24 protein-coding genes are annotated in these 25,186 nt (G+C 69.5%); 6 read left to right on the top strand and 18 right to left on the bottom strand.

Features of this window, described 5'->3' with window-relative positions; all coding sequences use genetic code 11:
- Positions 1–91: 91 nt before the first annotated feature.
- A complete protein-coding gene (locus FLP23_RS00510) occupies positions 92–820 on the top strand; it encodes a class I SAM-dependent methyltransferase (RefSeq protein WP_246139999.1) in 729 nt (242 codons plus the stop codon).
- Between the two features lie 33 nt (positions 821–853).
- On the opposite strand, the gene FLP23_RS00505 is transcribed toward FLP23_RS00510, so the two are convergent.
- From FLP23_RS00505 to rfbB, 3 genes are read right to left on the bottom strand one after another with little or no spacing between them, the layout of a single operon-like run.
- Positions 854–1,987 (bottom strand): glycosyltransferase family 4 protein, encoded by a 1,134-nt coding sequence (locus FLP23_RS00505; protein ID WP_149324074.1) that lies wholly within the window; start codon positions 1,985–1,987, stop codon positions 854–856.
- A complete protein-coding gene (gene rfbD, locus FLP23_RS00500) occupies positions 1,984–2,829 on the bottom strand; it encodes a dTDP-4-dehydrorhamnose reductase (protein ID WP_149324073.1) in 846 nt (281 codons plus the stop codon). The genes FLP23_RS00505 and rfbD overlap by 4 nt, the downstream gene beginning before the upstream one ends.
- Complete coding sequence (gene rfbB / locus FLP23_RS00495) at positions 2,826–3,824, bottom strand: dTDP-glucose 4,6-dehydratase (protein WP_149324072.1); 999 nt, start codon at positions 3,822–3,824, stop codon at positions 2,826–2,828. The genes rfbD and rfbB overlap by 4 nt, the downstream gene beginning before the upstream one ends.
- An 84-nt stretch (positions 3,825–3,908) precedes the next feature.
- On the opposite strand from rfbB, the gene FLP23_RS00490 reads away from it, so the two are divergent.
- Both FLP23_RS00490 and rfbA read left to right on the top strand, forming a co-directional pair.
- On the top strand, positions 3,909–4,517 hold the full coding sequence (locus FLP23_RS00490) for a dTDP-4-dehydrorhamnose 3,5-epimerase family protein (RefSeq protein ID WP_149324071.1): 609 nt from the start codon (positions 3,909–3,911) through the stop codon (positions 4,515–4,517).
- Positions 4,517–5,383, top strand: a complete 867-nt coding sequence (rfbA, locus tag FLP23_RS00485) for a glucose-1-phosphate thymidylyltransferase RfbA (protein WP_149324070.1) — start codon at positions 4,517–4,519, stop codon at positions 5,381–5,383. Before FLP23_RS00490 ends, rfbA begins: the two co-directional genes overlap by 1 nt.
- On the opposite strand, the gene FLP23_RS00480 is transcribed toward rfbA, so the two are convergent.
- The 13 genes from FLP23_RS00480 to FLP23_RS00420 form a co-directional block, all read right to left on the bottom strand.
- Entirely contained in the window at positions 5,353–6,321 is a 969-nt protein-coding gene (locus FLP23_RS00480; protein WP_149324069.1) for an NAD-dependent epimerase/dehydratase family protein, read from the bottom strand. The genes rfbA and FLP23_RS00480 overlap by 31 nt on opposite strands.
- Positions 6,318–7,328: a glycosyltransferase gene (locus FLP23_RS00475; RefSeq protein ID WP_246139998.1), complete on the bottom strand. Its 1,011-nt coding sequence runs from the start codon at positions 7,326–7,328 to the stop codon at positions 6,318–6,320. The genes FLP23_RS00480 and FLP23_RS00475 overlap by 4 nt, the downstream gene beginning before the upstream one ends.
- A gap of 33 nt (positions 7,329–7,361) precedes the next feature.
- A complete protein-coding gene (locus FLP23_RS00470) occupies positions 7,362–9,641 on the bottom strand; it encodes a hypothetical protein (protein WP_149324068.1) in 2,280 nt (759 codons plus the stop codon).
- Positions 9,638–10,477 carry a glycosyltransferase family 2 protein gene (locus FLP23_RS00465; protein WP_149324067.1) on the bottom strand — a complete coding sequence of 280 codons (840 nt, stop codon included), beginning with the start codon at positions 10,475–10,477 and terminating at the stop codon, positions 9,638–9,640. Before FLP23_RS00465 ends, FLP23_RS00470 begins: the two co-directional genes overlap by 4 nt.
- Entirely contained in the window at positions 10,474–11,025 is a 552-nt protein-coding gene (locus FLP23_RS00460; protein ID WP_246139997.1) for a GtrA family protein, read from the bottom strand. The genes FLP23_RS00465 and FLP23_RS00460 overlap by 4 nt, the downstream gene beginning before the upstream one ends.
- 19 nt (positions 11,026–11,044) lie before the next feature.
- Positions 11,045–11,884: a glycosyltransferase family 2 protein gene (locus FLP23_RS00455; protein WP_149324066.1), complete on the bottom strand. Its 840-nt coding sequence runs from the start codon at positions 11,882–11,884 to the stop codon at positions 11,045–11,047.
- Positions 11,881–12,990 (bottom strand): glycosyltransferase family 4 protein, encoded by a 1,110-nt coding sequence (locus FLP23_RS00450; protein ID WP_149324065.1) that lies wholly within the window; start codon positions 12,988–12,990, stop codon positions 11,881–11,883. The genes FLP23_RS00455 and FLP23_RS00450 overlap by 4 nt, the downstream gene beginning before the upstream one ends.
- Complete coding sequence (locus FLP23_RS00445; RefSeq protein WP_149324064.1) at positions 12,987–13,961, bottom strand: GDP-mannose 4,6-dehydratase; 975 nt, start codon at positions 13,959–13,961, stop codon at positions 12,987–12,989. Before FLP23_RS00445 ends, FLP23_RS00450 begins: the two co-directional genes overlap by 4 nt.
- Before the next feature lie 10 nt (positions 13,962–13,971).
- On the bottom strand, positions 13,972–14,955 hold the full coding sequence (locus FLP23_RS00440; RefSeq protein ID WP_149324063.1) for a GDP-mannose 4,6-dehydratase: 984 nt from the start codon (positions 14,953–14,955) through the stop codon (positions 13,972–13,974).
- 72 nt (positions 14,956–15,027) lie between these two features.
- A complete protein-coding gene (locus tag FLP23_RS00435; protein WP_168200337.1) occupies positions 15,028–16,536 on the bottom strand; it encodes a glycosyltransferase family protein in 1,509 nt (502 codons plus the stop codon).
- Position 16,537: 1 nt separating this feature from the next.
- Entirely contained in the window at positions 16,538–17,569 is a 1,032-nt protein-coding gene (locus FLP23_RS00430; protein WP_149324061.1) for an NAD-dependent epimerase/dehydratase family protein, read from the bottom strand.
- Positions 17,566–18,315, bottom strand: coding sequence for a glycosyltransferase family 2 protein (locus tag FLP23_RS00425; protein WP_149324060.1), 750 nt, complete (start codon positions 18,313–18,315; stop codon positions 17,566–17,568). The genes FLP23_RS00430 and FLP23_RS00425 overlap by 4 nt, the downstream gene beginning before the upstream one ends.
- Positions 18,312–19,517 carry a nucleotide sugar dehydrogenase gene (locus FLP23_RS00420; protein ID WP_210413886.1) on the bottom strand — a complete coding sequence of 402 codons (1,206 nt, stop codon included), beginning with the start codon at positions 19,515–19,517 and terminating at the stop codon, positions 18,312–18,314. The genes FLP23_RS00425 and FLP23_RS00420 overlap by 4 nt, the downstream gene beginning before the upstream one ends.
- Before the next feature lie 119 nt (positions 19,518–19,636).
- On the opposite strand from FLP23_RS00420, the gene FLP23_RS00415 reads away from it, so the two are divergent.
- From FLP23_RS00415 to FLP23_RS00405, 3 genes are read left to right on the top strand one after another with little or no spacing between them, the layout of a single operon-like run.
- Positions 19,637–19,861, top strand: coding sequence for a hypothetical protein (locus FLP23_RS00415; protein ID WP_149324059.1), 225 nt, complete (start codon positions 19,637–19,639; stop codon positions 19,859–19,861).
- Entirely contained in the window at positions 19,858–21,306 is a 1,449-nt protein-coding gene (locus tag FLP23_RS00410; RefSeq protein ID WP_149324058.1) for a glycosyltransferase, read from the top strand. Before FLP23_RS00415 ends, FLP23_RS00410 begins: the two co-directional genes overlap by 4 nt.
- On the top strand, positions 21,303–22,700 hold the full coding sequence (locus FLP23_RS00405; protein ID WP_149324057.1) for a glycosyltransferase family 4 protein: 1,398 nt from the start codon (positions 21,303–21,305) through the stop codon (positions 22,698–22,700). Before FLP23_RS00410 ends, FLP23_RS00405 begins: the two co-directional genes overlap by 4 nt.
- On the opposite strand, the gene FLP23_RS00400 is transcribed toward FLP23_RS00405, so the two are convergent.
- Positions 22,701–24,179: a DUF4214 domain-containing protein gene (locus FLP23_RS00400; RefSeq protein ID WP_168200336.1), complete on the bottom strand. Its 1,479-nt coding sequence runs from the start codon at positions 24,177–24,179 to the stop codon at positions 22,701–22,703.
- A gap of 64 nt (positions 24,180–24,243) precedes the next feature.
- A complete protein-coding gene (locus tag FLP23_RS00395; protein ID WP_246139996.1) occupies positions 24,244–25,143 on the bottom strand; it encodes an ABC transporter permease in 900 nt (299 codons plus the stop codon).
- Positions 25,144–25,186 lie beyond the last annotated feature (43 nt).

Raw genomic sequence — 25,186 nt, 5'->3', positions numbered from 1 at the left:
TTCGCCATACGCCTCTCCTGCCTCGTACTTGGTGCCGTCGCGGCTCATCCGCTCGGCATGGTTCGAGCACGCGGCCTTCGCGGGGTGGCTGATGGATGCGTTGCGTCCTCGCACTCTGGTCGAGCTGGGGACGCACACCGGCTTCTCGTTCTTCGCCTTCGCCGAGTTGGCGGATCGGCTCGGGCTCGACACCCGACTGTTCGCGCTCGACAGCTGGGAGGGCGACGACCACGCGGGGTTCTACGACGAGTCGGTGTACGAGTCGGTGAAGGCGATCGCCGAGGCGGATTTCCCCCATCGAACCGAGCTCATTCGGGGGTACTTCTCCGAGTCGGCGCCGCGGATCGACGACAACAGCGTGGAGCTGCTTCACATCGACGGCCGCCACGGCTATGAGGACGTCCGGGAGGACTTCGAGGAGTACCTGCCGAAGGTCGCGGACAACGGGGTGGTGCTGTTCCACGACTGCTATGAGTTCCGTGAGGGATTCGGAGTCCATCGATTCTGGGATGAGATCGCGGACCGCTGGCCGTCGTTCCGGTTCCACCACGGACATGGCCTCGGAGTTCTCGCGGTCGGTACAGATGTGCCCGACTCCGTGCTGGCCTTCATCGAATACGCCAACTCCCACGAGCACGAGGTGAGGGACTTCTACGCCCAGCTCGGCGCGCGTGTCACGGAAGAATACGTGGTGCGCGAACAGGCGGCACGGGCAGGAGCCCTCGAAGCCGAGATCGCGGACCTTCGAGCGAGCACGAGCTGGAAGGTCACCTCGCCCCTGCGGGCGCTCGGGGCTCTCCGCCTCCGCGGGCGATCGTAGGAGGCCGGCCCGAGCGCGGCAGGAGCCTCGCCGTCACAGATCGGCGTGCAGCTGCCAGACCTTCTCCGCCGAGTCGCGCCAGCTGAACGCGTGAGCGCGATCGGCGCCCAGAACCCGCAGGCGCTCCGCAAGAGAGGCATCGGCGAGCACCTCTCCGATCGCCTCGCCGAGACGACGGGGATAGCCCGCGGCATCCTCGCGCGCGACGATGTACCCGGCGCCGCCCGCGACTTCGACGAGTGCCGCGGCATCCGAATGGACGACGGGGGCGCCGAACGCGAACGCTTCGAGCAGGGGCAGGCCGAAGCCTTCGGCAAGACTCGGAACCGCGACCACTTCAGCGGCCCCCAGGGCGACTGCAAGGTCGGAGTCGTCGAGCCGACCGAGTGCGTGAACCCGACCGGACACCCCCGCTTCGCGTGCGAGGTCCTCGATACGGATCCCGCCCCAGCCCTCGGGGCCGACGATCACGAGCTCAATCTCCGCCGGCAGCTCGCGCATCGCCTGGATCAGCGGCCCGAGTCCCTTCCGCGGCTCGAGGGTTCCGACGCTCAGGACGAAGCGCTGGGGAAGCTTCAGCTCGTCGGCGCGCGCGACAGGGTCGTCTGGGAGCTTCAGCTCCGTTCCGAGCGCACCACCGACCACGCGGATCCGATCGCCGAGATCGAGGTACCGTCGCAGATCCTCCGCGACCGCGTGCGTCGGCACGATGACGGCATCGGCGTGGCGCTCGGCGCGGCGCGCCATCGCGCGATGCCAGGCGACGCCGCGTCGGGTGAGCGTCTCAGGGTGGGTCCAGGGGATGGCGTCGTGGATCGTGACCACGATCTGCGTCCCGGGATCGTGGACCCGATCATGGCGGACCAGCGGAGCCATGAGACTCATCGCGTGGACCATCCCGCGCGCCGAGCGCTCGACGAATCCATGACGCCACGCCTCGGCCAGCATCCGGCGGTCGAGGACGGACTTGTCGAGCCTCGCGAGCCCGGGAAGCCGCCGTTCCACGTCGGCGTAGAGGTCGGGGTGGCTCGACGGGACGAAGCCGATCACGTCGGCGCCGGGGGGTGCGGTGGCGATGAGCGCCCGAGTCAGTTCTGCCGTGTAGCGGCCGATGCCGCCCGGCACGGGGGAGACGAGCTGCTCGAGGATGACACGAAGCTGTGTCATGCCGGCCCGAGGTGACGGAAGGCATCTGCCAGGGCATCCGTCCAGTGGCGTGGTAGCGGCAGACCGATGCGTTGCCATCCTTCGTGCCCGAGCACCGAGTACCCGGGGCGTGGGGCGGGGCGGACGAACGCGGCGGCGGTTGTCGGCAGAACCCGTGCGACATCGTGTCCCGCAAGGGCGAAGACCGCTCGAGCGAGCTCGAACCAGCTCGCCTCGCCTGAGGACGTCCCGTGGTAGACGCCCGCCGGCGCTCCGGTGTCGAGGAGGGTGAGGATCCAGCCTGCGAGGTCTCTCGACCAGGTCGGTTGGCCGCGCTGGTCCGCGACGACCGTCACGGTGTCGCGCTCCAGGGCGAGTCGCAGCATCGTCGAGACGAAGTTCGATCCGTCGGCTCCGTACAGCCAGGCGGTGCGCACGATGTGGGGGGCCGGATGCGCTTCGCGCACGAGGCGCTCGCCGGCCGCCTTGCTGCGCCCGTAGGCGCCGAGGGGGTCGAGCGGGGCGTCCTCGGCGTAGGGACGGTGCGCGTCGCCTCGGAAGACGTAGTCGGTCGAGACCTGCACGAACCGTGCGCCCGCCGCGGCCGCGGCCCTGGCCAGGTTCTGCGCACCCGTGGCGTTGACCGCGTAGGCGGCGTCCTCGTCGGCCTCTGCGGCGTCGACCGCGGTGTACGCGGCGGCATTGATGACGACGTCGACGCCGCGCGCCGCCGCCTCGGCGGCCGAGGCGTCGGTCACGTCGAGCTCGGCGCGGCCGAGGGCGACGACGTCGCGCCCGGCGAGCGCCCGCTGCAGGTCGTGGCCGAGCATCCCGCCCGCGCCCGCGATCAGGTAGCGGGTCATGCCTGCCCGGACGCCCGGTACTTGGCCTCGGTGGCCTCCTTCTGGGGAGCCCACCACGACTCGTTGTCGCGGTACCAGGAGATGGTGTCGGCGAGGCCCTGCGCGAAGTCGGAGAAGCGCGGGGTCCAGCCGAGCTCGGTGCGCAGCTTGGTCGAGTCGATCGCGTAGCGCAGGTCGTGGCCGGGGCGGTCGGTCACCAGGTCGTAGGCGTCCGCGGGCTGACCGAGCTCGGTGAGGATGAGCTCGACGACGTCCTTGTTATTCTTCTCGCCGTCGGCGCCGATCAGGTAGGTCTCGCCGATGCGACCCTTCTCGAGGATCGTGAGCACGGCAGAGGAGTGGTCGTCGGCGTGGATCCAGTCGCGCACGTTCTCGCCCGTGCCGTACAGCTTGGGGCGCTCGCCGCGGAGCACGTTGGTGATCTGCCGGGGGATGAACTTCTCGACGTGCTGGTAGGGACCGTAGTTGTTGGAGCAGTTGGAGATCGTCGCCTGCACGCCGAAGGAGCGCACCCAGGCGCGCACGAGGAGGTCGCTGCCGGCCTTCGTCGACGAGTAGGGGCTCGAGGGGTTGTACGGGGTGTTCTCGGTGAACCGCTCCGGGTCGTCCAGCTCGAGATCGCCGTAGACCTCGTCGGTGGAGATGTGGTGGAAGCGGATGCCGTGCCGGCGGGCCGCCTCGAGCAGCGTGTAGCTGCCGATGATGTTGGTGTCGAGGAACGGGCGGGGATCGTTCAGCGAGTTGTCGTTGTGGCTCTCCGCCGCGTAGTGCACGACCGCGTCGTGGCGGCCGAACAGCTCGTCCACGAGCCCCGCATCCGCGATGTCGCCCCTGACGAACGCGACCCGCTCGGCGGGCAGACCGTCGAGGGAGGCGAGGTTGCCCGCGTAGGTGAGCTTGTCGAGCACGGTGACCGTGTGGTCGGTGTGCTCGACGAGATGGTGCACGAAGTTCGAGCCGATGAAGCCGGCTCCTCCGGTGACGAGGATGCGCATGGGGGAGGGTGCTCCGTTCTCCGAGTACCCCCGAATCCTACCGGGGGCGGCAAAGCGCGCCCGTGGCACGGATAGACTTCCTGCGTGCGAATCCGAGAGCTCACCGTCCCGGACGCCTTCGAGTTCACTCCCGTCATCCACGCCGACACACGGGGTGCATTCCTCGAGTTCTATCGCTTCGAGGCGCTCGAGGAGGTGATCGGCCATCCCCTCGAGTTGCGGCAGGGGAACATCTCCGTCTCGTCTCGTGGCGTCGTGCGCGGCGTCCACTACGCGATCGTGCCGCCCGGGCAGGCGAAGTTCGTGCATGCGCCGCACGGAGCCTTCTACGACTACGTCATCGATATCCGGGTCGGATCGCCGACCTTCGGCCAATGGGATCGCGTGCTCATCGACGATCTCGAGCGCAAGGCGGTGTACCTTGCGGAAGGGCTCGGCCATCTGCTCGTCGCGTTGACGGATGGGGCGACGGCGAGCTATCTCACGTCGACCGTCTACACCCCCGAGCGGGAGTTCACCATCGACCCGCGCGATCCGCAGCTCGCCCTCGAGCTGCCGTTCGAGGGCGACGAGCTCCTCGTCTCACCGCGAGACGCTGCCGCGCCGAGCCTCGCCGAGGCGCTTGAGCGTGGTCTGCTGCCCGACTTCGAGGAGTGCAGGCGCTTCTATCGTGCGGCGCGAGGGGAGGCTTGATGCGCGGCATCATTCTGGCGGGCGGATCCGGCACCCGGCTGTATCCGATCACCAAGGGCATTTCCAAGCAGCTCATGCCGATCTACGACAAGCCCATGATCTACTACCCCTTGTCGACGCTCCTCCTGGCCGGCATCCGGGAGATCCTGGTGATCTCGACTCCGGAGGATCAGGCACAGTTCCAGCGTCTGCTGGGCGACGGCTCGGCGCTCGGCATCACGCTCAGCTACGCCGTGCAGCCTTCGCCGGACGGGCTCGCGCAGGCCTTCATCATCGGCGAGGAGTTCATCGGCGAGGAGAGCGTCGCACTCGTGCTGGGCGACAACATCTTCCATGGCGCCACGCTCGGCACCTCACTGCAGGGCAACGCGGAGCTCGACGGCGCTCTCATCTTCGCCTACCACGTCGCGAATCCGCGCGCCTACGGCGTGGTGGAGTTCGATGCCGATAACCGCGCAATCTCCATCGAAGAGAAGCCCGAGCACCCGAAGAGCAGCTTCGCCGTACCCGGGCTCTACTTCTATGACAACGAGGTGGTGAAGGTCGCGCGCGACATCCGTCCGAGTGCTCGCGGCGAGCTCGAGATCACGGCCGTGAACGCCCACTATCTCGACCAGGGCCGGCTGCGCGTGCAGGTGCTCGACCGCGGCACCGCCTGGCTCGACACCGGCACCTTCGAGTCGATGATGCAGGCTTCGGAGTACGTGCGGGTCATCGAGGCGCGCCAGGGGCAGAAGATCGGCTGCATCGAGGAGATCGTCTGGCGAAACGGCTGGATCGACGACGCGCGCCTGGCCGAGCTCGCCGCACCGCTCGTGAAGAGCGGCTACGGGAGCTACCTGACGGAGCTGCTCGTCGCCCGCTGATCGCCGTCGCGCAGGCGCCGCTCGATGTCCTGGATGGTGCGGCCGATGCCCTCCGGGAGGGTGCGGGTCCGCGCCCGATCGATCTCGGGCCAGACGACCGAGCGCAGCCGCAGGTCCCTGGCTTGGTGGCGCGCCACCGGCGAGGCACCGAGCACGACCCGTGGCCGGGCCTTCGAGATCGCACGGAGCTGCCCGAGCAGCGAGGCGATGCTCGTGCCCTCGCCCGTCGCCAGGATCTTGGTCACGTGCCCCCGCTCGACCTCCAGACGATCGAGGGCGGCGAGCACGAGCTCGGCGGCATCGTCGACGAAGAGGTAGTCCCTCAGCGTGTCGAGCGGAACGAACACCGATGCGGGAGTCGCCGTGAGGCGCGCCAAGGCGAGGTGCGAGATGATGCCTTGAAGCTTGTCGAGTCGCTGGCCCGGTCCGTAGAGGTTCGCGATGCGGCCGACGATGCTCGGGACGCCGATCCGCTCGGCGACCGATCGGGCGTAGACCTCCGAACGCAGCTTGAGTCGGCCGTACGGCGCGAGCGGCACCGGCTCGCTCCGTTCCGTGAACGGTGGATTCGTGCTCCCCGCGTACACGCCGCCGGCCGATGACGCCACGAAGAAGCGGCCATTCGCTGCATCGGGTCGGAGCGCTTCGGCGGCGCCGTCGAATGCGGCGGCGAACAGTTCGAACTCGCGATCGGTGTCGGCCTCACTGCTTGCCGTCACGGCGGCGCCGCCCGCCCAGATGAGCGCCCACGGGCCGCCGTCCGCGTCCGCCAGGAGGCGTCGCGCGGCGTCGCGCGCCGCGGGGCGCACGGCATCGGGACCTTCTGACCAGGGCAGTCCGACGCCGACCGACTCCGACCAGTCGGGGCGGTCATGCAGCGCGCGTGCGATCGCGCTGCCGAGCATTCCGCTACGGCCCACGACCCACGCGGCGGTCATGAACCGGGGCGCCGCCGGCCGAGCGGACCGTCGGCCGGGTCACCCGTCACGAGATACGCGGGGCGACCGAGCGCGGCACTCACGTTGACCCCGATGTATTCCGCGATGATGCCGATCGACACCAGGATCGCGCCCGACGACAGGAGGACCACGACGATCGTCGAGGCCCAGCCTTCGGGGATCTCGACCGTCGTCAGCCGAACGACGAGGAGGTAGATCGTCACCGCGACGCCGACGGCGGCGAGAATCGCCCCGAGGGCCGAGACGAAGCGGAGCCCGCGCGTGCCGCTCGTGATGATCATCCGCCAGAAGTGCGAGAACAGGCGCCGCGCCGAATAGCCGGAGCGCCGCTCGCCCTCGTCGCGCAGCCGGATCGGCGCGGTCGCGGCCGGGGGGGCGACCCAGCCGAGCGCGACGTCGAGATAGACGCCTGAGCCCGCGTAGGCCGCCACTCCGCGGCCCACGGATCCGAGCACGAGGCGGTAGCTCTGGTAGTTCTGGGCACCGGCTCCCGCGAAGAACGTGGTGAGGAGCCACTTGGCGCCGCGGGAGGCGGAGTTCCGGAGGAAGCCATGAGAGGGGTTGTTAACCGGCTTCGCGTAGACGAGGGGCGCCTGCTCGCGAAGCGCCGTGTCGAGCAAGACGGGGATGTCGGCGGGATCGTGCTGACCGTCCTCGTCGAGTGTCACGATCCACTCGCCCCCGCTCGAAGCCATGCCGGCGAGGGTCGCGGCATGCTGCCCGTAGTTGCGGCTCAACCAGACCGGATGAACGAGTTCATGCTGTCGGGCCAACTCACGGATGACACGCGCCGAATCGTCGCGTCCGTTGTCGTAGACGAGGACGACCTCGGTCACCCGGAACGGGTATCCGTCGGGAGTGCGTCGCTCCGTGCTCAGCGCGAGCACCTCGTCGACCACACCCGCCAGGGTGAGCTCCCCGCCGTAGACGGGGATCACGACCGAGATGAGGTGCGGAACCTCCCAGGGCTCCGCTGCGTCCGTCACGGGATCCGACCTTAGCATTCCGGGTGCTCGCGCTCAGTTCCCGGACTCGGCGAAGGCGGACACCACGGCGTCGCGCACTCCCCGGTGTCCGAGCACCACCGCGGCGGCTCCGTCCGTTCCGGGAGCGGGTGCGATGATCGTCACCTCGGCGGTTCCGGGCGTCAGGGTGATCGGCGTCGAGAGCGTGCCGGAGCCGTCGCGGATCGGCACGTCGCGGATGCTCCCATCCGGCAGACGAACCGCGAGGGTGCCGGGCACGACGCCTCCCGTGTCGGTGTCGAATCGGAACTCGAGCTCGAGCGTGCCGCGTGCTGCGGTGCCGCTGTCGTTGATGAGCCGGAGCCGAGGATCGGCCTCGCGCTGCCGCGACTCGAGACCGCCGGCGTCGTCGAACCCGCGCGCGAAGCCGGAGCGGTCGTCGATCGTCACGGGATCGATCGCGCGGGCGCGCACCGCGGCGAGCTCGCCCGCGCCGGCGCTCGCGGAGAGCTCCTTCTCGAGTCGGTCGAGGCTGTAGTAGGAGTAGCGCCCATCCGGACTCTCGAGCGGCGCTCCTGCCGCCTTGGCCAGACCAGCCTCGAGCGTCGCCCGAGGCCCGGGGAACATCGACAGCCGGTCGACGAGGATGCCGGTCATCCCGGTCGCGGCGGCGATGCGCGCGATCTGGGCCGGGGGGTACTGCGACTCGAGGACCTGCGTCCATTCGGCGCGTGGTCGTCCCTTGATGCCGCCGCCCGTCCAGGCGATGTCGCTCGTCTGCAGGTAGGGGATGAGCACCTCGGAGCCGAGCACGCCCGTCGGCCCGACGTCCTCCGGGAACGACTGGTAGGGCAATTGCATGATGGTCGCGCCCGCGCCTGCCGCTTCCTGAACGGTCGCGAACCACGATCGATCCGCCGTGAACCTCGCGGCCGTCGCCGCGTAGTCGTCGCCCGCGTCCCACGGGGTCTGGTCGACGAAGCCGACCACGAGGACGATCGCGGCGAGCGCGCCGGCGACCAGCGCGCGCCCCGCGCCGCGCAGTTTGGCGCGGCGCACGATCGCGCGGATGAGCCAGTCGAGGAGGATCGCGGTCGCGGCGAGCGAGAGCGCCGCGATGTAGATCGACATCCGGTTCCAGCCGCGCAGGCTCGTCGTGACGAAGGAGATGATCGTCGACAGGCCGCCGACGCTCGAGAACAGGAACGCCACCAGCGTCAGCGCGGCGAGAGAGCCGAACAGCGAGAAGACCGCGCGGTCGCCTCGACCGCGCGCGCGCCAGCCCCCCGCACGGGTGGCCGCGTACGCCACGAACAGCAGCATGGCCACGAATCCGGCCGCCGCCACCGCGCCGAGCGCAGGCGACTCGGACACGAGAGGGTAGTTCGCGTCGTAGAGGGCGCGCAGTTCGCGCAGCACGGGGATCCGATGGCCGGGCCAGGGGAGGATCAGCTGCGAGAGCTTCAACGCGTAGATCTCGGCCTCGGCATGGCCGCGCTCGAGCCCCGCGGGGTTGGCCCCGTTGATCCACGCGAATACCATGTCGGGCAGCATGTTGACGAGCATCGCGACGACCGTGAGGCCGCCGGCGACCGCAGCCCCCCAGAAGCGTCGCCAGGCCCGACGGGTGATGAGCGCTGCGATGCCCGCGAATGCGAGCAGGATGAGGAAGAACACCGAGTAGTAGCTGGACGAGGTCGCGGTCAGCGCGACGATCGTGAGCGTGGACGCCCCTCGCCCGAACAGTCGCATCGCGGCGCGGCGGTCGTCGCGCCACCCCCACAGCGGCTCCCCGCGGATCGCCCGCACGACAAGCACGAGCGACAGGGGGAGGACGAAGTACGACGCGAGGAACAGATGCCCCTCGCCGCGGGAGAAGTGGTAGGGGGCGATCGCGAACAGCGGGGCGAGCGCCAGCACGACGGCCTTGGAGGAGCCGCACACGCGCAGGAACCAGGTCATGGAGACGGCCGCGAGGGGGAAGCCGATGAGGAAGTACAGGTTCATCGCCACGGGCCAGTCCGTGAAGAACCGGCCGAGGATCGCCGCGGCGATGAAGTTGAGGTTGTCGGCTGTCGGGAAGTCGTTGTAGGTCTGCCCCGCCGGCGCGCCGAGCAGGGGGTTGAACTCGTACCAGCCGTTCTCGATGACGGTCTTGAAGTGCGATCCGACGGCGAGCGCATCTCCCCAGTAGGTCAGGGGCACCCCGAGGTCGGCGCGCCACAGGGCGAGCGCGCCGTATGCGAGGACGGAGGCTGCGACCGCCACCACGACGTACAAGAGCAGGTCGTTGCGGGTCCATGCGCCCCGCACCCGCGCGAGCGCCCCCTTCACCCCGCCTCCCGCATGCGTCGGGCCATCACGAGATACACGGCTCGGCGGGCCGTGGCCATCGCCCGCGCGGCGAGGTCGCCTCGGCGCGCATCCGACGCCGAGACGACGTGCGGATGCTCCTCGCGGAGCCAGCGGTGATACGCGATCGCCTGCTGCGCCTGCGAGCGCGCGAGACGCACGCTCCACTGGCTGTCGCTCACCCGGAACGATGCGAGCGAGCGATCGACGGCGGCGAAGTCCCCTTCCAGCAGCACCCGGGTGTAGGTGGCCTGGTCGATGAGGTAGGGGAAGCGGTCATCCCACCAGCCGACTCGCTCGAGCACGCTGCGCCGCATGAGCACGCATCCGGGTTCGCCGAAGATGTTGGTCCCCTGGCGCACCGTGCGCTGGATGGCCTTCCTCCCGGGGACGAGTCCCGACAGCCCGCCCAGGCCGCGCCCGCGCACCATCGGTCGGTCGGCCGCGTCGACGATGTCGCGACGCGAGGCCGAGAGCACCGCGGTCGGCGCGGCGTCGAGCGCCTCGACCTGGGCGGCGACGAGCTCGGGGTGGATGAGGTCGTCACCGCACACGAGCTTCACGAACTCGCCCGTGGCCGCCTGGCTCACCGTGTTCCAGTTGCGCACTGCTCCACCGCCGGCGGGTGTGGTGAGCAGGGTGAGACGCGGCTCGTCGGCGTAACGGGCGAGCACCTCGGCCGTGTCGTCGGTCGAGGTGTGGTCCGCCACGATGATCTCCAGATCGGTGAAGGTCTGCGCGAGGATCGAGTCCATGGTGCGGGCGATGTACGCCCCGTTGTTGTACGCGGGGACCACGATCGAGACGCGCGGGGTCATCCGGCGTCCTTCTCGTGGGCGGAGCGACGAAAGCTGAAGCCCCGGTGTCCGAACCAGCTCACCAGGGTGGTGACCGTCACGATGAGCGCCTGCGCGGCGATGGGCGGGAGATTCGCGAACTCGACGAGGAGGGGAAGCAGCGCGAAGTTGATCCCGAGCGACACGAGGTACACCAGCTCGAAGCGCAGCAGATCTCGCACGACGTGCCCTCGCACCCTGAACACGAAACGTCGGTAGAGCACGAACGCGCACAGCACGCTCGCGATGTGCGCGCATGCGAGGGTCGCCAGGTAGCCGAAGTCGCCGAGCGCGCGCCCGATGGTGAGCTCGAACAGCACGAACCAGCCGAAGCCGACCAGAGTGTTGATGCCGCCCACCGCGAGGAACGCGATCCGCTGATCGTGGATGAGCCGCAGGAGAGGTCCCGGGGGGCCCGTCATCCCGGCGGGCGGCTCGGCGGATGCCTCCGGGAGGATGTCGTCGGGCAGCAGCTCGTGGGAGTGCGCGGGGTGGGGATCGGCCTCGGGGGCGGGAGGCTCGGGACTCACCCTGACACTGTAGTCGACGTCATCCACGGGCGACTCTGGCGCGAAAAGCCAGGCCGATGCGCAGCACGACGCGGAGCGGCCAGAGGTACCAGCCGTGATACTTCGAGGCGAGGTAGCGGTAGGCGGAGCGATGATGGGCGACGATCATCGCGCGCGGGGCGTGCCGGGTGGACTCGGCCCCGGTGTGCGTCACCTCGGCCGCGGGGATGTAGTAGTTGCCGTGACCGGCCTTGGTGAGCCGTCGACCGAGATCGACGTCCTCGAAGTACATGAAGTAGTCCTCGTCGAATCCGCCGATCCGCTCGAACGCCGCGCGGTTCACGAGGAGGAAGGCGCCCGAGAGCCAGCCGACTCCGCGTTCGCGCAGCTCGCGATCGTTGCGGTACCGGCGGGTCCAGGGGTTGCGCGGCCACACCCGCACGAAGGCGGCGTGTCCCACGCCCGTACGCAAGGACGGCAGGTTGCGTCCTGAGGGGTAGACGGTTCCGTCGGGATCCCGGATGAGCGGGCCGAGCGAGCCCGCGTCGGGGTGGCGCTCGGCGCCCGCCAGCAGGGCGTCGAGGGCGTGCGGTGCGACGACCACGTCGGGATTCGCGATGACGGCCCAGCGCACCTCGGGCGAGAGCGCCCGGATGCCGCGGTTCGCCGCGGTCCCGTATCCGGGGTTGTCGCGGGACGGCACGAGTCTCGCGCCGGGGAACGCGGCGACGAGCGCCTCGACGCCATCGTCCTCGGGGGAGTTGTCGACGACGACGAGCTCGATCGGGTTCGAGCCTGCATCCGCGAGCGAGGCGAGCAACGCCGGGAGCACCGGAGCGGAGCGATAGGTCACGACCACGACTCCGACTGCCGCGCTCATGACGCCGCCTCATAGGCGTCGCGGTGTGCGGCCGCCGCGGCCTCCCAGCTGAACCGGGCCGCGCGCGAGACCGCGGCGGCCGCGAGCGCACGACGCTCGTCGGGGGAGTCGAGCATCGTCCGCAGTGCGTCGCCGATCGCCTCGGCGCCGACGTCCGTGTACCGCACGGCGTCGCCACCCACCTCGGGCAGCGCGAGGCGATCGGTCGTGAGCACGGCGGCGCCGGAGGCCATGGCCTCGAGCACGGGGAGCCCGAACCCTTCGCCGAGACTCGGGTAGGCGACCACCTCGGCACCCCCGAGGAACGCGGAGAGCTGTTCGAGCGGCAGGTAGCCGAGGGTGCGGACGTCGTGGCCGCTCGCGCGGGAGGCCGAGATCGCGGGGGCCGCGTCCGGGTCCCACCCCGGGCCGCCCGCGATCAGCAGCGCGGGCGCCGAGGGGCCGAGCGTCGCGTGCGCCGCGACGAGGGCCGGCAGGTTCTTGCGCGGTTCGATCGTGCCGAGGAACGCGATCCATCGCGTGAGCGGTGGTCGCTGGGAGTCGCGGAAGCCGCGGACCTGCTCGGGCGTTGGCGGGTGGAAGATCGCGCGGTCGAATCCATGGGGCGCGACCACGATCCGGGTGCGATCCGCATCCAGGATGCGGGCGAACTCATCCGCGGTCGCGGCGCTCACGGCGATCACCGGCAGCCTGCGGCGCGCCGCGCGTCGCAACCAGAAGCGGAAGAAGTTCCGTTTGAGGCGCGAGTGGAGCGCCGGAAGAGTGAAGAAGGTCAGGTCGTGGATCGTCACGACCCGGCCGAAGCGTCCGAACAGGGGGAAGGTGTAGTGCGGCGAGTGGAGCACGTCGAAGCCCTCGCGCCGCATGACGCGCGGCAGGCCGAGCTGCTCCCAGAGGATGCGGAAACCCGCGTTGCGAACACGGTCGGGGGCGACGAGCACGGGCAGGCCGAGGCCTCGGAAGTGCTCGGCGTCGTCCGCCCGGGCGACGACGGTCGGAGCGTCGGGTCCCGCGAGCGCGCCGAGCAGCCCGTCGAGATAGCGGCCGACCCCGCCGCGGTCGGCGGGGATCGCGGTCGCATCGACGAGCACCCGGGCGGCGCTCACCCTGCCGACCCCGCGCCCTCCCGGATCAGGGAGAGATCGTGCTCGACCATCCGGCTCACGAGCCCGTCGAAGTCGACGCTCGGCGCCCAGCCGAGTTCTGCGCGCGCCCGTCCCGCGTCGCCCCGCATCCGCGAGATCTCGGCGGGTCGGATGAACTCCGGGTTCACCCGGACGCGGTCGGCGCCGTCCGCCACGCCCGCCGCGCGGAATGCCGCCGCGACGAAGTCGGCGACCGTGTGGCTCTTCCCCGTGGCGATCACGAAGTCGCCCGGGACGTCGTGCCGGGTAGCGCGGAGCATCGCGTCCACGTAGTCGGGCGCCCAGCCCCAGTCGCGCTCGACCGTGAGGTCGCCGAGCTCGAGGGTCTCCTGCAGGCCGAGCGAGATGCGCGCGGCGGCCGCCGTGATCTTGCGGGTGACGAACGCCTCGGGGCGACGCGGGGACTCGTGGTTGTACAGGATCCCCGTCGCGACGAACAGCCCACGGGCACGGAACAGCGCGGCCATCCGGTGCGCGTAGGCCTTCGCGACTCCGTACGGCGAGTTCGGTGCGATCGGCGTCGACTCGTCCTGCGGCGCGTGCTCGGGGTCGCCGAAGATCTCCGAGCTGGACGCCTGGAACACCCGCACCTCCCCGGGGAGCCGGGAGGCTGCATCCAGCAGCGCGGTGACGGCGACGCCCGTGATCTGACCGGTCAGCACGGGTTCACGCCAGGACTGTGCGACTGAGCTGATGCCGGCGAGGTTGTAGATCTCGGACGGCGCGAGCCCGCGCACGAGGTCGGCGAGCCCGGTCGCGTCGGAGAGGTCGCCCTCGTGCAGATCGATGCCGGGATGGCGCTCGTGCAGGGCGCGCGCGTCGTCATCCCAGCCCCGGATGAGTCCATGCACCTCGGCGCCCTCGGCGACCAGTCGGTCCGCGAGGTAGCTGCCGTCCTGACCGCTGATCCCGGTGATGAAGACGCGTGTCATCGGCGGGTTGTCAGAGTCTCGCGAGCTGCTTCTGCTCGGCGAGATCGCTGCGCACCATCATGCGTACGAGCTCCTCGAAGCCGACTTTCGGCTCCCACCCGAGCACCGAGCGCGCCTTGGCGGGATCGCCGATCAGCAGATCCACCTCGGCCGGCCGGATGAAGCGCGGATCCTGCTTGACGAGGTGCTCCCACTCCGCGATGCCGGCCTCGGAGAAGGCGACCTCGAGCAGCTCGCGGATCGAGTGGGTCTCGCCCGTCGCGACGACGTAGTCGTCGGCATGCTCCTGCTGCAGCATCCGCCACATCGCCTCGACGTAGTCGCCGGCGAAGCCCCAGTCGCGCTTGGAGTCGAGGTTGCCCATGACGATCTCCGACTGCAGGCCCAGCGCGATGCGCGCGACCGCCAGAGAGACCTTCCGGGTGACGAACTCGGGACCGCGGCGCGGCGACTCGTGGTTGAACAGGATGCCGCTCGAGGCATGCATGCCGTACGACTCGCGGTAGTTGATGGTCATGTAGTGACCGAAGACCTTGGCGACGCCGTAGGGGGAGCGTGGCCACAGGAGCGTCGACTCGCGCTGCGGCACCTCCTGCACCTTGCCGAACATCTCGGAGCTCGACGCCTGGTAGAAGCGCACCTTGTCGAGGTCGTCGCCGGCCCAGAGCCGCGTCGCCTCGAGGATGTTGAGCACGCCCTTGCCGGTCACATCGCTCGTGAGCTGCGCGTTCTCCCACGAGTAGGCGACGAAGGAGATGGCGCCGAGGTTGTAGATCTCGTCAGGCTGAGCGACCGACAGGGCTCGCAGGATGCTCGAGAAGTCGGTGAGGTCGCCGGTGAGGAGCTTCACACCCGGGACCGTCTTCTCGACGAGCTCGTACTTCGGGTTGTTCTGCCCGCGGATCAGCCCGTAGACCTCATAACCCTTGCTGAGAAGGAGTTCGGAGAGGTAGAGGCCGTCCTGTCCGGTGACGCCGGTGATCAGGGCGCGCATGTCGTGTTCCTTGCGATGTCGTCGGGCAATAGCAGCCGCCAGTCTACACAGCGCCGCTGCCCGGCCCCCGGGTCACCGCTGTTCGAGACGGTAGAGCCCCGGGTCGTCGGTCCCGACGGCGACGACTCCGGCCGGAAGATAGTCGGCCGGGTCGAGGTCGGGGCGGCAGTTGTAGAGCGCCGCATAGGCCCCGATGTCGTGACGCGACCAGGTGTCGCCCGCATCGGATCCGCGGAACATCATGCCCGCACGCTGCGCGTAGTACAGGAACGACGGATCCCAGTCGCACCCGACGATGATCACGGGGGATCCCTCGGGCGTGCGCTCGGCGAGCAGCCGGGAGAGCGCCGGCTCGGCGTTGCCTCTGGCCCATTGGGCGACGTTGGCGTGCCCCTGCGGGCTGAGCACGGTTCCCGCGAAAAGCACTCCCGTCGCGAGAGCCGCGAGCGCGACCCGCTGCCAGCGCTGCACCCGGAGCGTGCGGAGGAGCCAGACGCCGCCGACCGCCATCGCCGCGACGATCGCGGGGTAGATCGCGATCAGGTAGTAGCTGTGCACGACGTAGAGATTGAAGAAGACCAGCGGTGCGGAGACCGCGACGAGCAGCCAGCCGAGGCTGCGGAGCCGATCCTCGAAGCGCGACTGGAAGATCGCGGCGGCGACGGCGATGGCGAGGCCGAAGAGCATCGGCCCGGCGATCTCGCCCGCCAGCCGTCCCAGGATCGTCCAGTAGCCGTCCGCCTCGACGCGCTGGCTGAGCGTGCCGAAGTTCCAGTCGCGCAGCTGGGAGCTCGTGAGGAACTGCGTGAGCGGCTCGGCGCGCTTGACCGCGTCGGCATAGGCGGTCCAGGCGAGCGCGGCGGCGAACCCCGCAACCGGTCCGATGAGGCCGGCCAGCAGTCGGCGCCAGCTTCCGACCCATCCCCGGGCACGCAGCATGAGCACGAGCGACACGACGAGGAGCAGCCCCCAGCTCGGAACGGTCGTCACCTTCACGAGGAATGCGAGCACCGCGGCGGCCGAGCCGACGGCGAGCCAGGGGAGGTGCCTTCGCTCGAACCACGCGTCGATCCCGATGACCATGAGCAGTGAGAGCGCGACCGAGAAGAAGTCGATGAGCGACGCGGCGCCCCACAGCAGCCCGAAAGGCAGGAACTGCAGCAGCCCGACCGATACGACCGCGGCGGCGGCGCCGTGCCACCGGCGCACGAGAACCGCGAGCAGCACGGCGCACAGCTGGAACGACAGGAGCGCGAGGGTCCGCACCGCGACGTCGGCCGGCTGGCCCGCCATCATGAACAGGGCTGCGATCCCCTGCCACAGCGGGAACTCCATCGGCACGTCCGCGTCGGGTCCGAAAACCGGCAGTGGTGTGCGGAACAGGTCGATGCCGTGCTCCGAGTACTCGCGGGCGACGAACGCGGTCTGCGTCTGGCGGAAGGCGTAGGCCTCCGCGAGCGTGTGACCGAGCTGCGGGATGCGGATGAGGCTGCCCACCGCGACGAGCGCCCCGACGAGCCACCAGGTGGCACGCGGTGAGGTCAGGAACGCCCAGGATCGGGCCGCGAGCCCGGTCGACACCTCAGATGGTCCCTTCGGCGACCGCGTTCTGGATCCACGGGATGACCTCGTCGAGCATCTCCTCGAGCGTGGTGTCGGCGGAGAAGCCGAGCACCTCCTGGGCCTTGCTGACATCCGGCACGCGCTTCTGCACGTCGTACTCGAAGGCCTCGTCGTGGGCGAGGCGCAGCGGGATGTCGGCGCCCTTGATCTTGCGCCAGATGACCTCGGCGAGCTCGGCGACCGAGTGGCCGACCGCCGTCGAGATGTTGAAGTCGTTGTTGAGGGCGGCCGGATGGTCGAGAGTCAGCACGATGCCGCGGGCGAGGTCGCCACCGTAGGTGTAGTGACGCACTTGCTCGCCGCTTCCGAGAATGTGCAGCGGGTCCTGGCCCTTGAGCACCTTCTGCACGAGGTCCGGCACCACGTGGCTCATCGCGAGCTTGACGTTGCCGGAGTCGATCTCGACGTCGCCGAGCGCGCGGCTCTCGCCGATCCCCACGCAGTTGAAGGGCCGCACGATCGTGTAGGGGAGCTTGTACTGGTCCCATGCGGCGCGCGCGAAGTACTCGACGGCGAGCTTCTGAAAGCCGTAGCTCGACAGCGGCGGCGGGACGATTCGCTCGTCGCCCTCCTTGCTCGGCCAGCGGTCGGCCGACTCGAACACCATCGAACTCGACATGTAGGTGACCTTCTCGAGCGGACCGCCGGCCGCCTTGGCGGCGATCGCAGCGTCGACGCTCGAGGCGATGATGCGCTCGTTCTTGGCCAACAGGTCATATGCGTAAGTGTGGAAGTAGGAGATGCCGCCGATGAGGGCGGCGCCCGCGATGAAGTGGTGCGCGTCCGAGAGCACGCGCGTCATGAGCTCGACGTCCTGGACGTCGCCCACGACGAGTTCGTAGTCCGGGTGGTCGTCGTAGGACTTCCTGACGGGGCCGTACTTCGAGTAGTTGTCCACCCCGACGACCCGGTATCCCTTCGCGAGGAGCTCCTCGACGATGTATCCGCCGATGAACCCGGCGGATCCGGTGACGACGACCTTCTTCTTCATGGTGTATTCCTCTGTGCCTTGGTGACGAGCTGGTCGGGGGTGAGCTGGGGGCCGAACGCGAACCGGTACCACCGCAGGTACTTCGGGATCCACTTGCTCAGCTGGAAATGGGACTGCCCGTAGGTGCGGTCGAGCCAGATCGTCGGGATCTCGGCGACCGGGAGACGCAGTCGGCGGGCCTTCGCGGTGAGCTCGAGGCCGATCTCGAAGCCGTCTCGACTGTCGATGCCCACGCGTCGCACGAACTCGGTGTCGTACGCCTTGAAGGAGTTCGTCGCGTCGCGTGTACCCGCGTTGGTGAAGAACTGGAGGCTCTTGCCCGCGGTCCGAGACAGGAACGACTTGAAGCGAGGTCCGCCCACCTGCTGGCCTCCCGGCATGTAGCGGGATGCGGCTGCGATGACGACGCCGCGCTCCACGAGGAGAACGAGGTCGTCGATCTGACGGGGGTCGTCGCACCCGTCGGCCATCGTCACCACGACGGTTCGCGCCGCCGCCGCGTCGATTCCGTAGCGGATCGCGTGCGCCGGGCCGCGGCCGTAGTCGTTGACGACGATTCGGAACGCGGGGTGTTCGGCGCTGTAGGCGTTCACCGGGGCGACGGTCGTGTCGTCCGGGGTGTCGACGACGATCAGGACCTCGGCGTCCGATTGCACCGCCTCGGCTATCCGGTCCAGGCCGGCGATGATCGCCTCGCCCTCGTTGTACGCGGGGATGACGATGGAGACGCGAGGTGTCGTGCTCACACCACCACCCCGGCGCCTCGGAGGTTCCAGACGTCGGCGACGGGCTTGTCGGTCTGCAGGCCGCGGTATTCCGCGTGCGGGGTCGCGATGACGAGGATGTCGGCCTTCTCGAGCACGGCCTCGAGCGGCAGGAGGGTGTCGTCGACGTCTTCGGAGACGTAGGGGTCCGTGCCGATCACGGCCTTCGCCTTGAACTTCAGCACTCGGCGCAGTTTGTAGCTGAGGCTCGAGCGGATGTCGTCGGATCCCGCCTTGAACGACATCCCGAGGATGCCGACCGTCTTGTCGGCGAGATCGAAGCGCTTTTCGAGCCTGCTCACGATGTAGAGCGGCAGCCCCTCGTTCACGAGCATCGCCGAGTGGCCGAGGCTGAAGGTGTTGTCGCTGAACGCGGCGAGTTGCATGGTGTCCTTGAACAGGCACGGCCCCGCCGCGAAGCCGGCCCCCGGCATGTCCTGCGCTCGGGGGTAGTCCTGGGCGAGGCCGTTGCGGATGCGTTCGAAGTCGAGGCCGCGGTCGTTCGCCATCATGTAGAACTGGTTGGCCGCCGCGAACTTGAGGTAGCGCCACGTGTTCGTGAAGAGCTTCGCGAGCTCGGCCTCCTCGGGTTCGAGGTGAACGATCTTCTGGGTGAGACGGCGGAACAGCGCCTCGGCGCGCTCGCGGCCGTCGATGCGACGCGACGATACGATCTGCGGGAGCGAGTACAGCTCCTCCATCGCCTTGTGCTCGGCGATTCGCTCCGGGCAGAACGCGACGGGGATGTCGAGGCCGAGACGGTCGATCATCCGCTCGACGAGCTCGGTGACGCCGGGGTAGACGGTGCTGCGCAGCACGAGCAGCTGCCCGTCACGGAAGTGGGCGCTGCATGCGTCGAGCGCGCGGGGGATCGCGCTGGGGTCGGGGTTGAGGTGCTCGTCGACCGGGGTGCCGATCACGACGATGATGTTCTCGGCGGTCCCCACCACGGAGGGGTCTGTCGATGCCGTCAGCAGACCGGAGGCGACGACGCGCTGCAGCACGGGTTCGGCACCCGGTTCGGTGAACGGCATCGTCCCCGACAGCACGCGATCGACGGCGGCCTGGCTGAGGTCGTAGATCACCACCTTGGCGCCCGAATCGGCGAGCGCGATCGCCAGGGGCAATCCCACGTGGCCTGCACCGCCCACGACGGCGACATCCGCGCTGAAGCCAGCAGTCACGGGCACTCTCCTCTCGGCTGGAGCCCCGCGGCGACGGGCTGCCGCGTGCAACTATATGCTGTCCGGGGTGCGCCCTCGCCGCCCGGGGCCGGCAGGGGGGCCGTCTTCGAGGAGTTGCCGTGTCGTCTGTAGACCCGCCTGTGGATGCCGTGGAGGCGAGTCGGGCGCTTGACGACTGGTTCCTCCGTCTCTCCCGCGAGGCGTCGCGACGCAGGCGCGGGTCGAGTCGCGGAGGAGTGCTCGTGCGGCGCGCCCGCACCGCGCGACGTCTCGTGCGGGAGCTCGGCGTGCGAACGACCGCCGAGGTGCTCGCGGGTGAGCTGCGGAAGGTGCTGCGACGGTGACCCCCGACGACTTCCGCGCCGCTCTCGACGACCGGATCCGGAGTGTGCTCGCGGCGCTCGGGGTCGAGCCGCCCACGGGGGATGTGTCGGAGCGCCTCGACCTGGCCCTCTCCCTCGTCCGCGATCCGTCGACCGCCTGGCTCGTGTACATCGGGGTGGCGGGCTCCTTTCCGACTGCCGATGAGCTCGCCGCGTTCCGACGCGAGCTGCAGCTCGCGGACGACCGATCGCGGATCGCCGCCGCGCTCGGTTCGGCAGGTGCGCGCGACGATGCGTCGACGGGTGCCGCGCGTCGTCTGCGCATCGTCGAGGAGCTGCCGGTCGTCGACGCGGGCCACTCTGCGACGAGTGATCACAACACGGGTATCCAAAGGGTCGTGCGCAGCACCCTGCCCCATTGGCCGCACGGGGAGTTCGTCCCCGTCGCCTGGACCGGCGAGGCGCAGGCGTTCCGCGGCCTCACCGCCCCGGAACGCGTGCGCCTGCTCGCCTGGGGGGACCACACGCCGGCCGAGATCCGCGAGGTCGACGTCGCCGAGATCGTGGTGCCGTGGCGCACGACCGTCGTGCTCCCCGAGGTCCCCTCCCGCGAGCGGATCCCCGTGCTGGCTTCGCTCGCGGAGTCGTCGGGGTCGCGTGTCGTGATCGTCGGACACGATGCCATCCCGGTCGTCAGCGCCGACCTCATCGATCCGATCGAATCCGACAGGTTCGCCCTGTTCCTCTCGGTCGTGAAGCACGCCCAGACGGTGTGCGCGGTCAGCGAGTCGGCCGCGAGCGAGTTCGCCGGCTTCGCCTCGACGCTCTCCGCGCAAGGGGTGGCGGGTCCTGCGGTGCGCACGATCCGACTCGCCGAGGAGTCGGGCTCGACGCGCGGCCACGTCCCCGACGCCGACGGAGTGCCCCTCGTGATCTGCGTGGGGAGCCACGAGCCGCGCAAGAACCAGGAGGCGGTGCTTGCGGCCGCGCTCGGCCTGCAGACGGAGGGCATGCGATTCCGGCTTGTCTTCGTGGGCGGCGGCTCCCGATCCCACACGACCCCCTTCGATCGTCGGGTGCGACGAGCGCGGGCCCGCGGGCACGACGTGGCGGTGAGACGCGACGTCTCCGACGCGGAGCTCTACGAGCTCTACGCGGGCGCGCGCTTCAGCGTGCTGGTGTCGCTTCACGAAGGGTTCGGTCTGCCGATCGTGGAGTCGCTCGCCGCCGGTGTCCCGGTGCTCACGAGCGACTATGGCTCGATGGCCGAGATCGCCGCCGGCGGCGGATGCCTGACCGTCGACCCGAGAAGCATCGACGCGATCCGCGGCGGCATGCGTCGGCTGCTGAGTGACGACCGGCTTCTCGACGAGCTCCGGGCCGCGGCCGGCGCGCGCCCGCCGCGCGCGTGGTCGGACTACGCTGCAGAGCTCTGGGCCGTCGTGCGGGAGGGGTCTGCCTCGTGAGCGCCATCTTCGACGGTCGGCGCGATGGCCTCGCCGAAGCACTTCATGCCGCGGCCCTCAGCGATGACGCGCTGCTCGAGCGGGTGCAGGCCGTGGGCCCCCGCGGGGTCTACCTGGCGCGCTCGTTCCTCACCGGACGGATCCCGACCGAGCTCCAGGTCGCCGACGACCACGCGCAACTCCTCGACGATCCGGAGCGCTGGTGGCAGGCGACCGTGCATGCCGGGCGTCGCCTCTCCCGTGCCCGCGGGGCTCTTCCGGTCCGAGCGGCGTCGGGGTTGGTCGTCGACGTCACGGACACCGCGTCGAGCCCCTACACGACCGGGATCCAGCGCGTCGCCCGGGAACTCGTGCGCGCCTGGAGCGAGGTCGAACCTCTCGAGCTCGTGGTCTGGCGGCGGTTGACCGGCGAGCTGTTGCGCGCTGACGAGGGCGAGGCGGAGCGTGCCGGCGGGAGTTCCGCGGGGGGGCCTCGCGTTCAGCTGGTCCCGGTGGGGGCGCGCCTGATCCTTCCGGAGATCGCCGTGGATCGGGATCGCGCGCAGCGGCTCGCATCGATCGCCCGTTTCGGTGCTGATGCGAGTCTCGCGGTCGGATTCGACTGCATCCCGATCACGACGGCCGAGACCACGGGACCGGGCATGCCCGGCGCCTTCGCGAGATACCTCTCGGGACTCGCTCGGTTCGATGTCGTCGCCGCGATCTCTCGCGCCGCCGCGACGGAGTTCGCGGGCTGGGCGCGGATGCTGCCGTCGGCGGGACTCCGCGCGCCTCGGGTGATCGACGTCGAGTTGCCGATCACGCCACTGCAGTCCCTGCCGGAGACGGAGGGGGCCGTCCGCGCCGCCTTGGGGATCGGCGAGCGGCCCGTGGTGCTGGTCGTGGGCAGCCACGAGCCGCGCAAGAACCACCTCACGGTGCTCGCGGCCTTCGAGAACGCATGGCGGTCCGGTCACGACTTCGCGGCCGTGCTCGTCGGCGGCAACTCATGGAAGGCCGAGGAGTTCACCGCCTTCGCGACCCGACTGCGCGAGGCGGGCCGCCCGCTCGTGCTGGCGAGCAACGTCCCCGATGAGCGGGTCGCCGCGTTGTACCGGCTCGCGCGCGCGAGTGTGTTCTGCTCGCTCAACGAGGGATTCGGGCTGCCGGTCGCCGAGTCGCTCGCGGTTGGCACCCCCGTCGTGACCGCGGATTTCGGCAGTCAGCGGGACATCGGCGAAGGACGTGGCGCCGTGCTCGTGGACCCCAGGTCGATGTCCGCGATCGAGGACGCCGTCGTCGCGCTGCTCACCGACGATGCGTTCCATGCGCGTCTGGTCGCCGAGACGCGGGGGCTCGAACCGGGCTCCTGGGAGCGCTATGCGTCGGCGATCCGCAGCGGGCTCGGCGCGTGATCAACTGAACGGGAAGCGGGTCCTCGCGCGCTCGGCGTACTCGACGCTGTCGACGAGGGCCGCCCGGATCTCGTTGTCACCGAGGGCGATCACCCGCGGGCCCCAGTAGAGCCTGCCGCCCTCGTCCGAGTCTCGCGCGAGCAGCTTCTGATACATGGCATCCACGCGGCGATACGACGACTCGGGAGAGTTGTAGATCGACCAGACCACCGCCTCGCGCCCGTATTGGAGCACGATCGGTGCCCAGTACAGCTGGTCGGTGTCGGTCGCCGAGCGGGCGAGCATCCGCTGGTAGACGTCTTCGACGAACTGTTCGGGCGATCCGCCGATCGAGGCGTAGTACTCGTCGGAACGCAGGAAGTAGTGCTCGACCTCGTCGATCGGCAGCCCTCCGCGCACCGTCACCGAAAGCCAGTACGCGAGGCCGTTGGAGTCCGGCCCCCGACCGAGAACATGCTGGTAGGCCTCGGCGATCCGCTGGGTGCGGTACTCGTCGCTGTACACGATGTCCGCCGCGAGCGATGCGCGCGTGCGCCCTCTCTCGAGCTGCCAGTCCCATGCTCGGAGCGCCGCATCGTCGGGGGTGCGGCCGAGGAAGTCGGTGAAGATCGCCGCGATGAACGACGGGTCGCCGCCCTGCGGGTCGCCGAACCAGTCGTAGTAGTTGCGCCAGAAGTTGCGGTTGCCGTAGGAAGCGCAGTCGTTGCCGGTGCCGTACAGGTTCTCCATCGCCGAGTTGTCCGGGGTGTACGGCGTGTAGATGTAGAGGACATGCGTCGCCATGTTCTTCACGAGAACCGGTTTGGTGCCGCAGTTGAGCGTCGCCGTGACGGGGTGGTACAGAATGTTCGACACGGCGCCGACCGGATAGCGCAGGTCGAAGCGGTCCGTGTAGATCGTCCCCGGCCCGGTGCCGGCGGGTTGGGTGTAGCGCTTCATCAGGTAGGCGCCGCGGTGCACCTGCACGAAGAAGCCGGAGAAGTTCACGTCGCAGCCCAGCGGAGTGTCGGGGCAGTCTGCGCCCATCGCGTAGCGGTACTTGGCACTCGACGGGTCTGTCGAGGTGACGAGACCCTGTTCCTTCTGGAGGGTGACCAGGATGACCTTGGGACTGATGCCGCACGCTTGCGCGACCTTCCAGATGATGCGAGCCGCGGACTCGGCCACGCCGTCCGGCGTGTACGCGGCGCACATCGGAGTGGCCGGACGCTCCACCGTCACCTGCGAGAAGTCCTTCAGGCACACGCCACCCGGTGCGCATCGCGGCACCTGGGCGTTGAGGAAGCCCTGGATCTCCGCTTCCGTCATCGCGTTCGGGTCGAAGAAGTTCCGATCACTGATGATGAACCCCGGATCGAAGTCCGCAACGGGGGGTGCGGCGACTGCCCGACTCGTCGTCGTCGTCGGCGCGACGACGAGGCCGAGGGCGACGACGACCGCCACCATGGCGGCCAGCATCGGCCTGATCAGGTGTCGCATCAGTGCCCCCATCGTCACGACTTCCCTCCCATGGTAAGCCGTGGCGCGCGGAGGGGGCGTCCGCTCAGAGCTCCTGGGCGAAGTTGCCTTCGAGCCGCGCGAAGATGCGTTGAGCGATCCAGGTGAGCAGGAGGCTGATGGCGAGCGTGATCCCGAGACGGGGATAGAGATCGGGGGGGAACAGCTGGCCATCGCCGGCCGACCAGAGCGACTGCTGGAAGATGAGGACGACCGGGGTCACGGGGTTCGCGAGGAACACCTGCTCGATCCAGTTGCCGCCCAGCACATCGTGCACGAGCTGATACGAGTAGACGATCGGCGACGCCCAGAACAGCACGAGCAGGATGATCTCCACCAGGTGCTGGATGTCGCGGAGGTAGACGTTGAGTGCGGAGAGCAGCAGCCCGATCGCGAATGCGTACACCGTGATCGTGGCGAGTCCGAGGGGAACCGCCCACAGCGCGTCCAGGTTCGGGGGGCTGCCGAGGATGAGGGTGGCCGCGATCAGCACGACGAACTGCACCGCGAAGTTGAACAGCGAGGACCCTACGGCAGCGAGGGGGAACAACTCGCGCGGAAGATAGATCTTCTTGACGAGGCCCGCGTTGCCGACGATCGAGGTGGTCGTCGTGCCGATGATCTCCGAGAAGAGCCCCCACACCGTCAAGCCGCAGAAGATGAAGATCGCGAACTCGGGGATCGCGCGCTCGGCCCCGAGGAACTTGCCGACGGCGACGTAATAGATGAGGAGCATCGCGATGGGGCGGAGCAGGCTCCACACGAAACCGAGCGAGCTGTTCTTGTAGCGCGACTTCAGCTCACGCCGGACGAGCAGCCCGAGGAGTTCACGCCGGCTCCACACCCCGCGGATCGCGAATGCGGTGCCGGCGATGAGCCCGCGCGGCGGGGTGACGACGTTGAGTTCGCCCTCGGGATGGGCGGGGGTGCGGATCGCACTGGTCACGTGGAAGGACTTCCTCAGAGCGGGGACGCCCAGGGGGCGCCCG

The organism is Protaetiibacter larvae (assembly GCF_008365275.1).
GTDB lineage: Bacteria > Actinomycetota > Actinomycetes > Actinomycetales > Microbacteriaceae > Homoserinibacter > Homoserinibacter larvae.
Note: the sequence above shows the minus strand (reverse complement) of the source record. Positions and strands in the feature narration are given on the sequence as shown.

Coding starts and splice junctions, on each gene's coding strand:
- FLP23_RS00510 (WP_246139999.1), top strand. CDS start 92: ATGGATGCGTTGCGTCCTCGCACTCTGGTCGAGCTGGGGACGCACACC.
- FLP23_RS00505 (WP_149324074.1), bottom strand. CDS start 1,987: ATGACACAGCTTCGTGTCATCCTCGAGCAGCTCGTCTCCCCCGTGCCG.
- rfbD (WP_149324073.1), bottom strand. CDS start 2,829: ATGACCCGCTACCTGATCGCGGGCGCGGGCGGGATGCTCGGCCACGAC.
- rfbB (WP_149324072.1), bottom strand. CDS start 3,824: ATGCGCATCCTCGTCACCGGAGGAGCCGGCTTCATCGGCTCGAACTTC.
- rfbA (WP_149324070.1), top strand. CDS start 4,517: ATGCGCGGCATCATTCTGGCGGGCGGATCCGGCACCCGGCTGTATCCG.
- FLP23_RS00480 (WP_149324069.1), bottom strand. CDS start 6,321: ATGACCGCCGCGTGGGTCGTGGGCCGTAGCGGAATGCTCGGCAGCGCG.
- FLP23_RS00465 (WP_149324067.1), bottom strand. CDS start 10,477: ATGACCCCGCGCGTCTCGATCGTGGTCCCCGCGTACAACAACGGGGCG.
- FLP23_RS00455 (WP_149324066.1), bottom strand. CDS start 11,884: ATGAGCGCGGCAGTCGGAGTCGTGGTCGTGACCTATCGCTCCGCTCCG.
- FLP23_RS00445 (WP_149324064.1), bottom strand. CDS start 13,961: ATGACACGCGTCTTCATCACCGGGATCAGCGGTCAGGACGGCAGCTAC.
- FLP23_RS00440 (WP_149324063.1), bottom strand. CDS start 14,955: ATGCGCGCCCTGATCACCGGCGTCACCGGACAGGACGGCCTCTACCTC.
- FLP23_RS00430 (WP_149324061.1), bottom strand. CDS start 17,569: ATGAAGAAGAAGGTCGTCGTCACCGGATCCGCCGGGTTCATCGGCGGA.
- FLP23_RS00400 (WP_168200336.1), bottom strand. CDS start 24,179: ATGCGACACCTGATCAGGCCGATGCTGGCCGCCATGGTGGCGGTCGTC.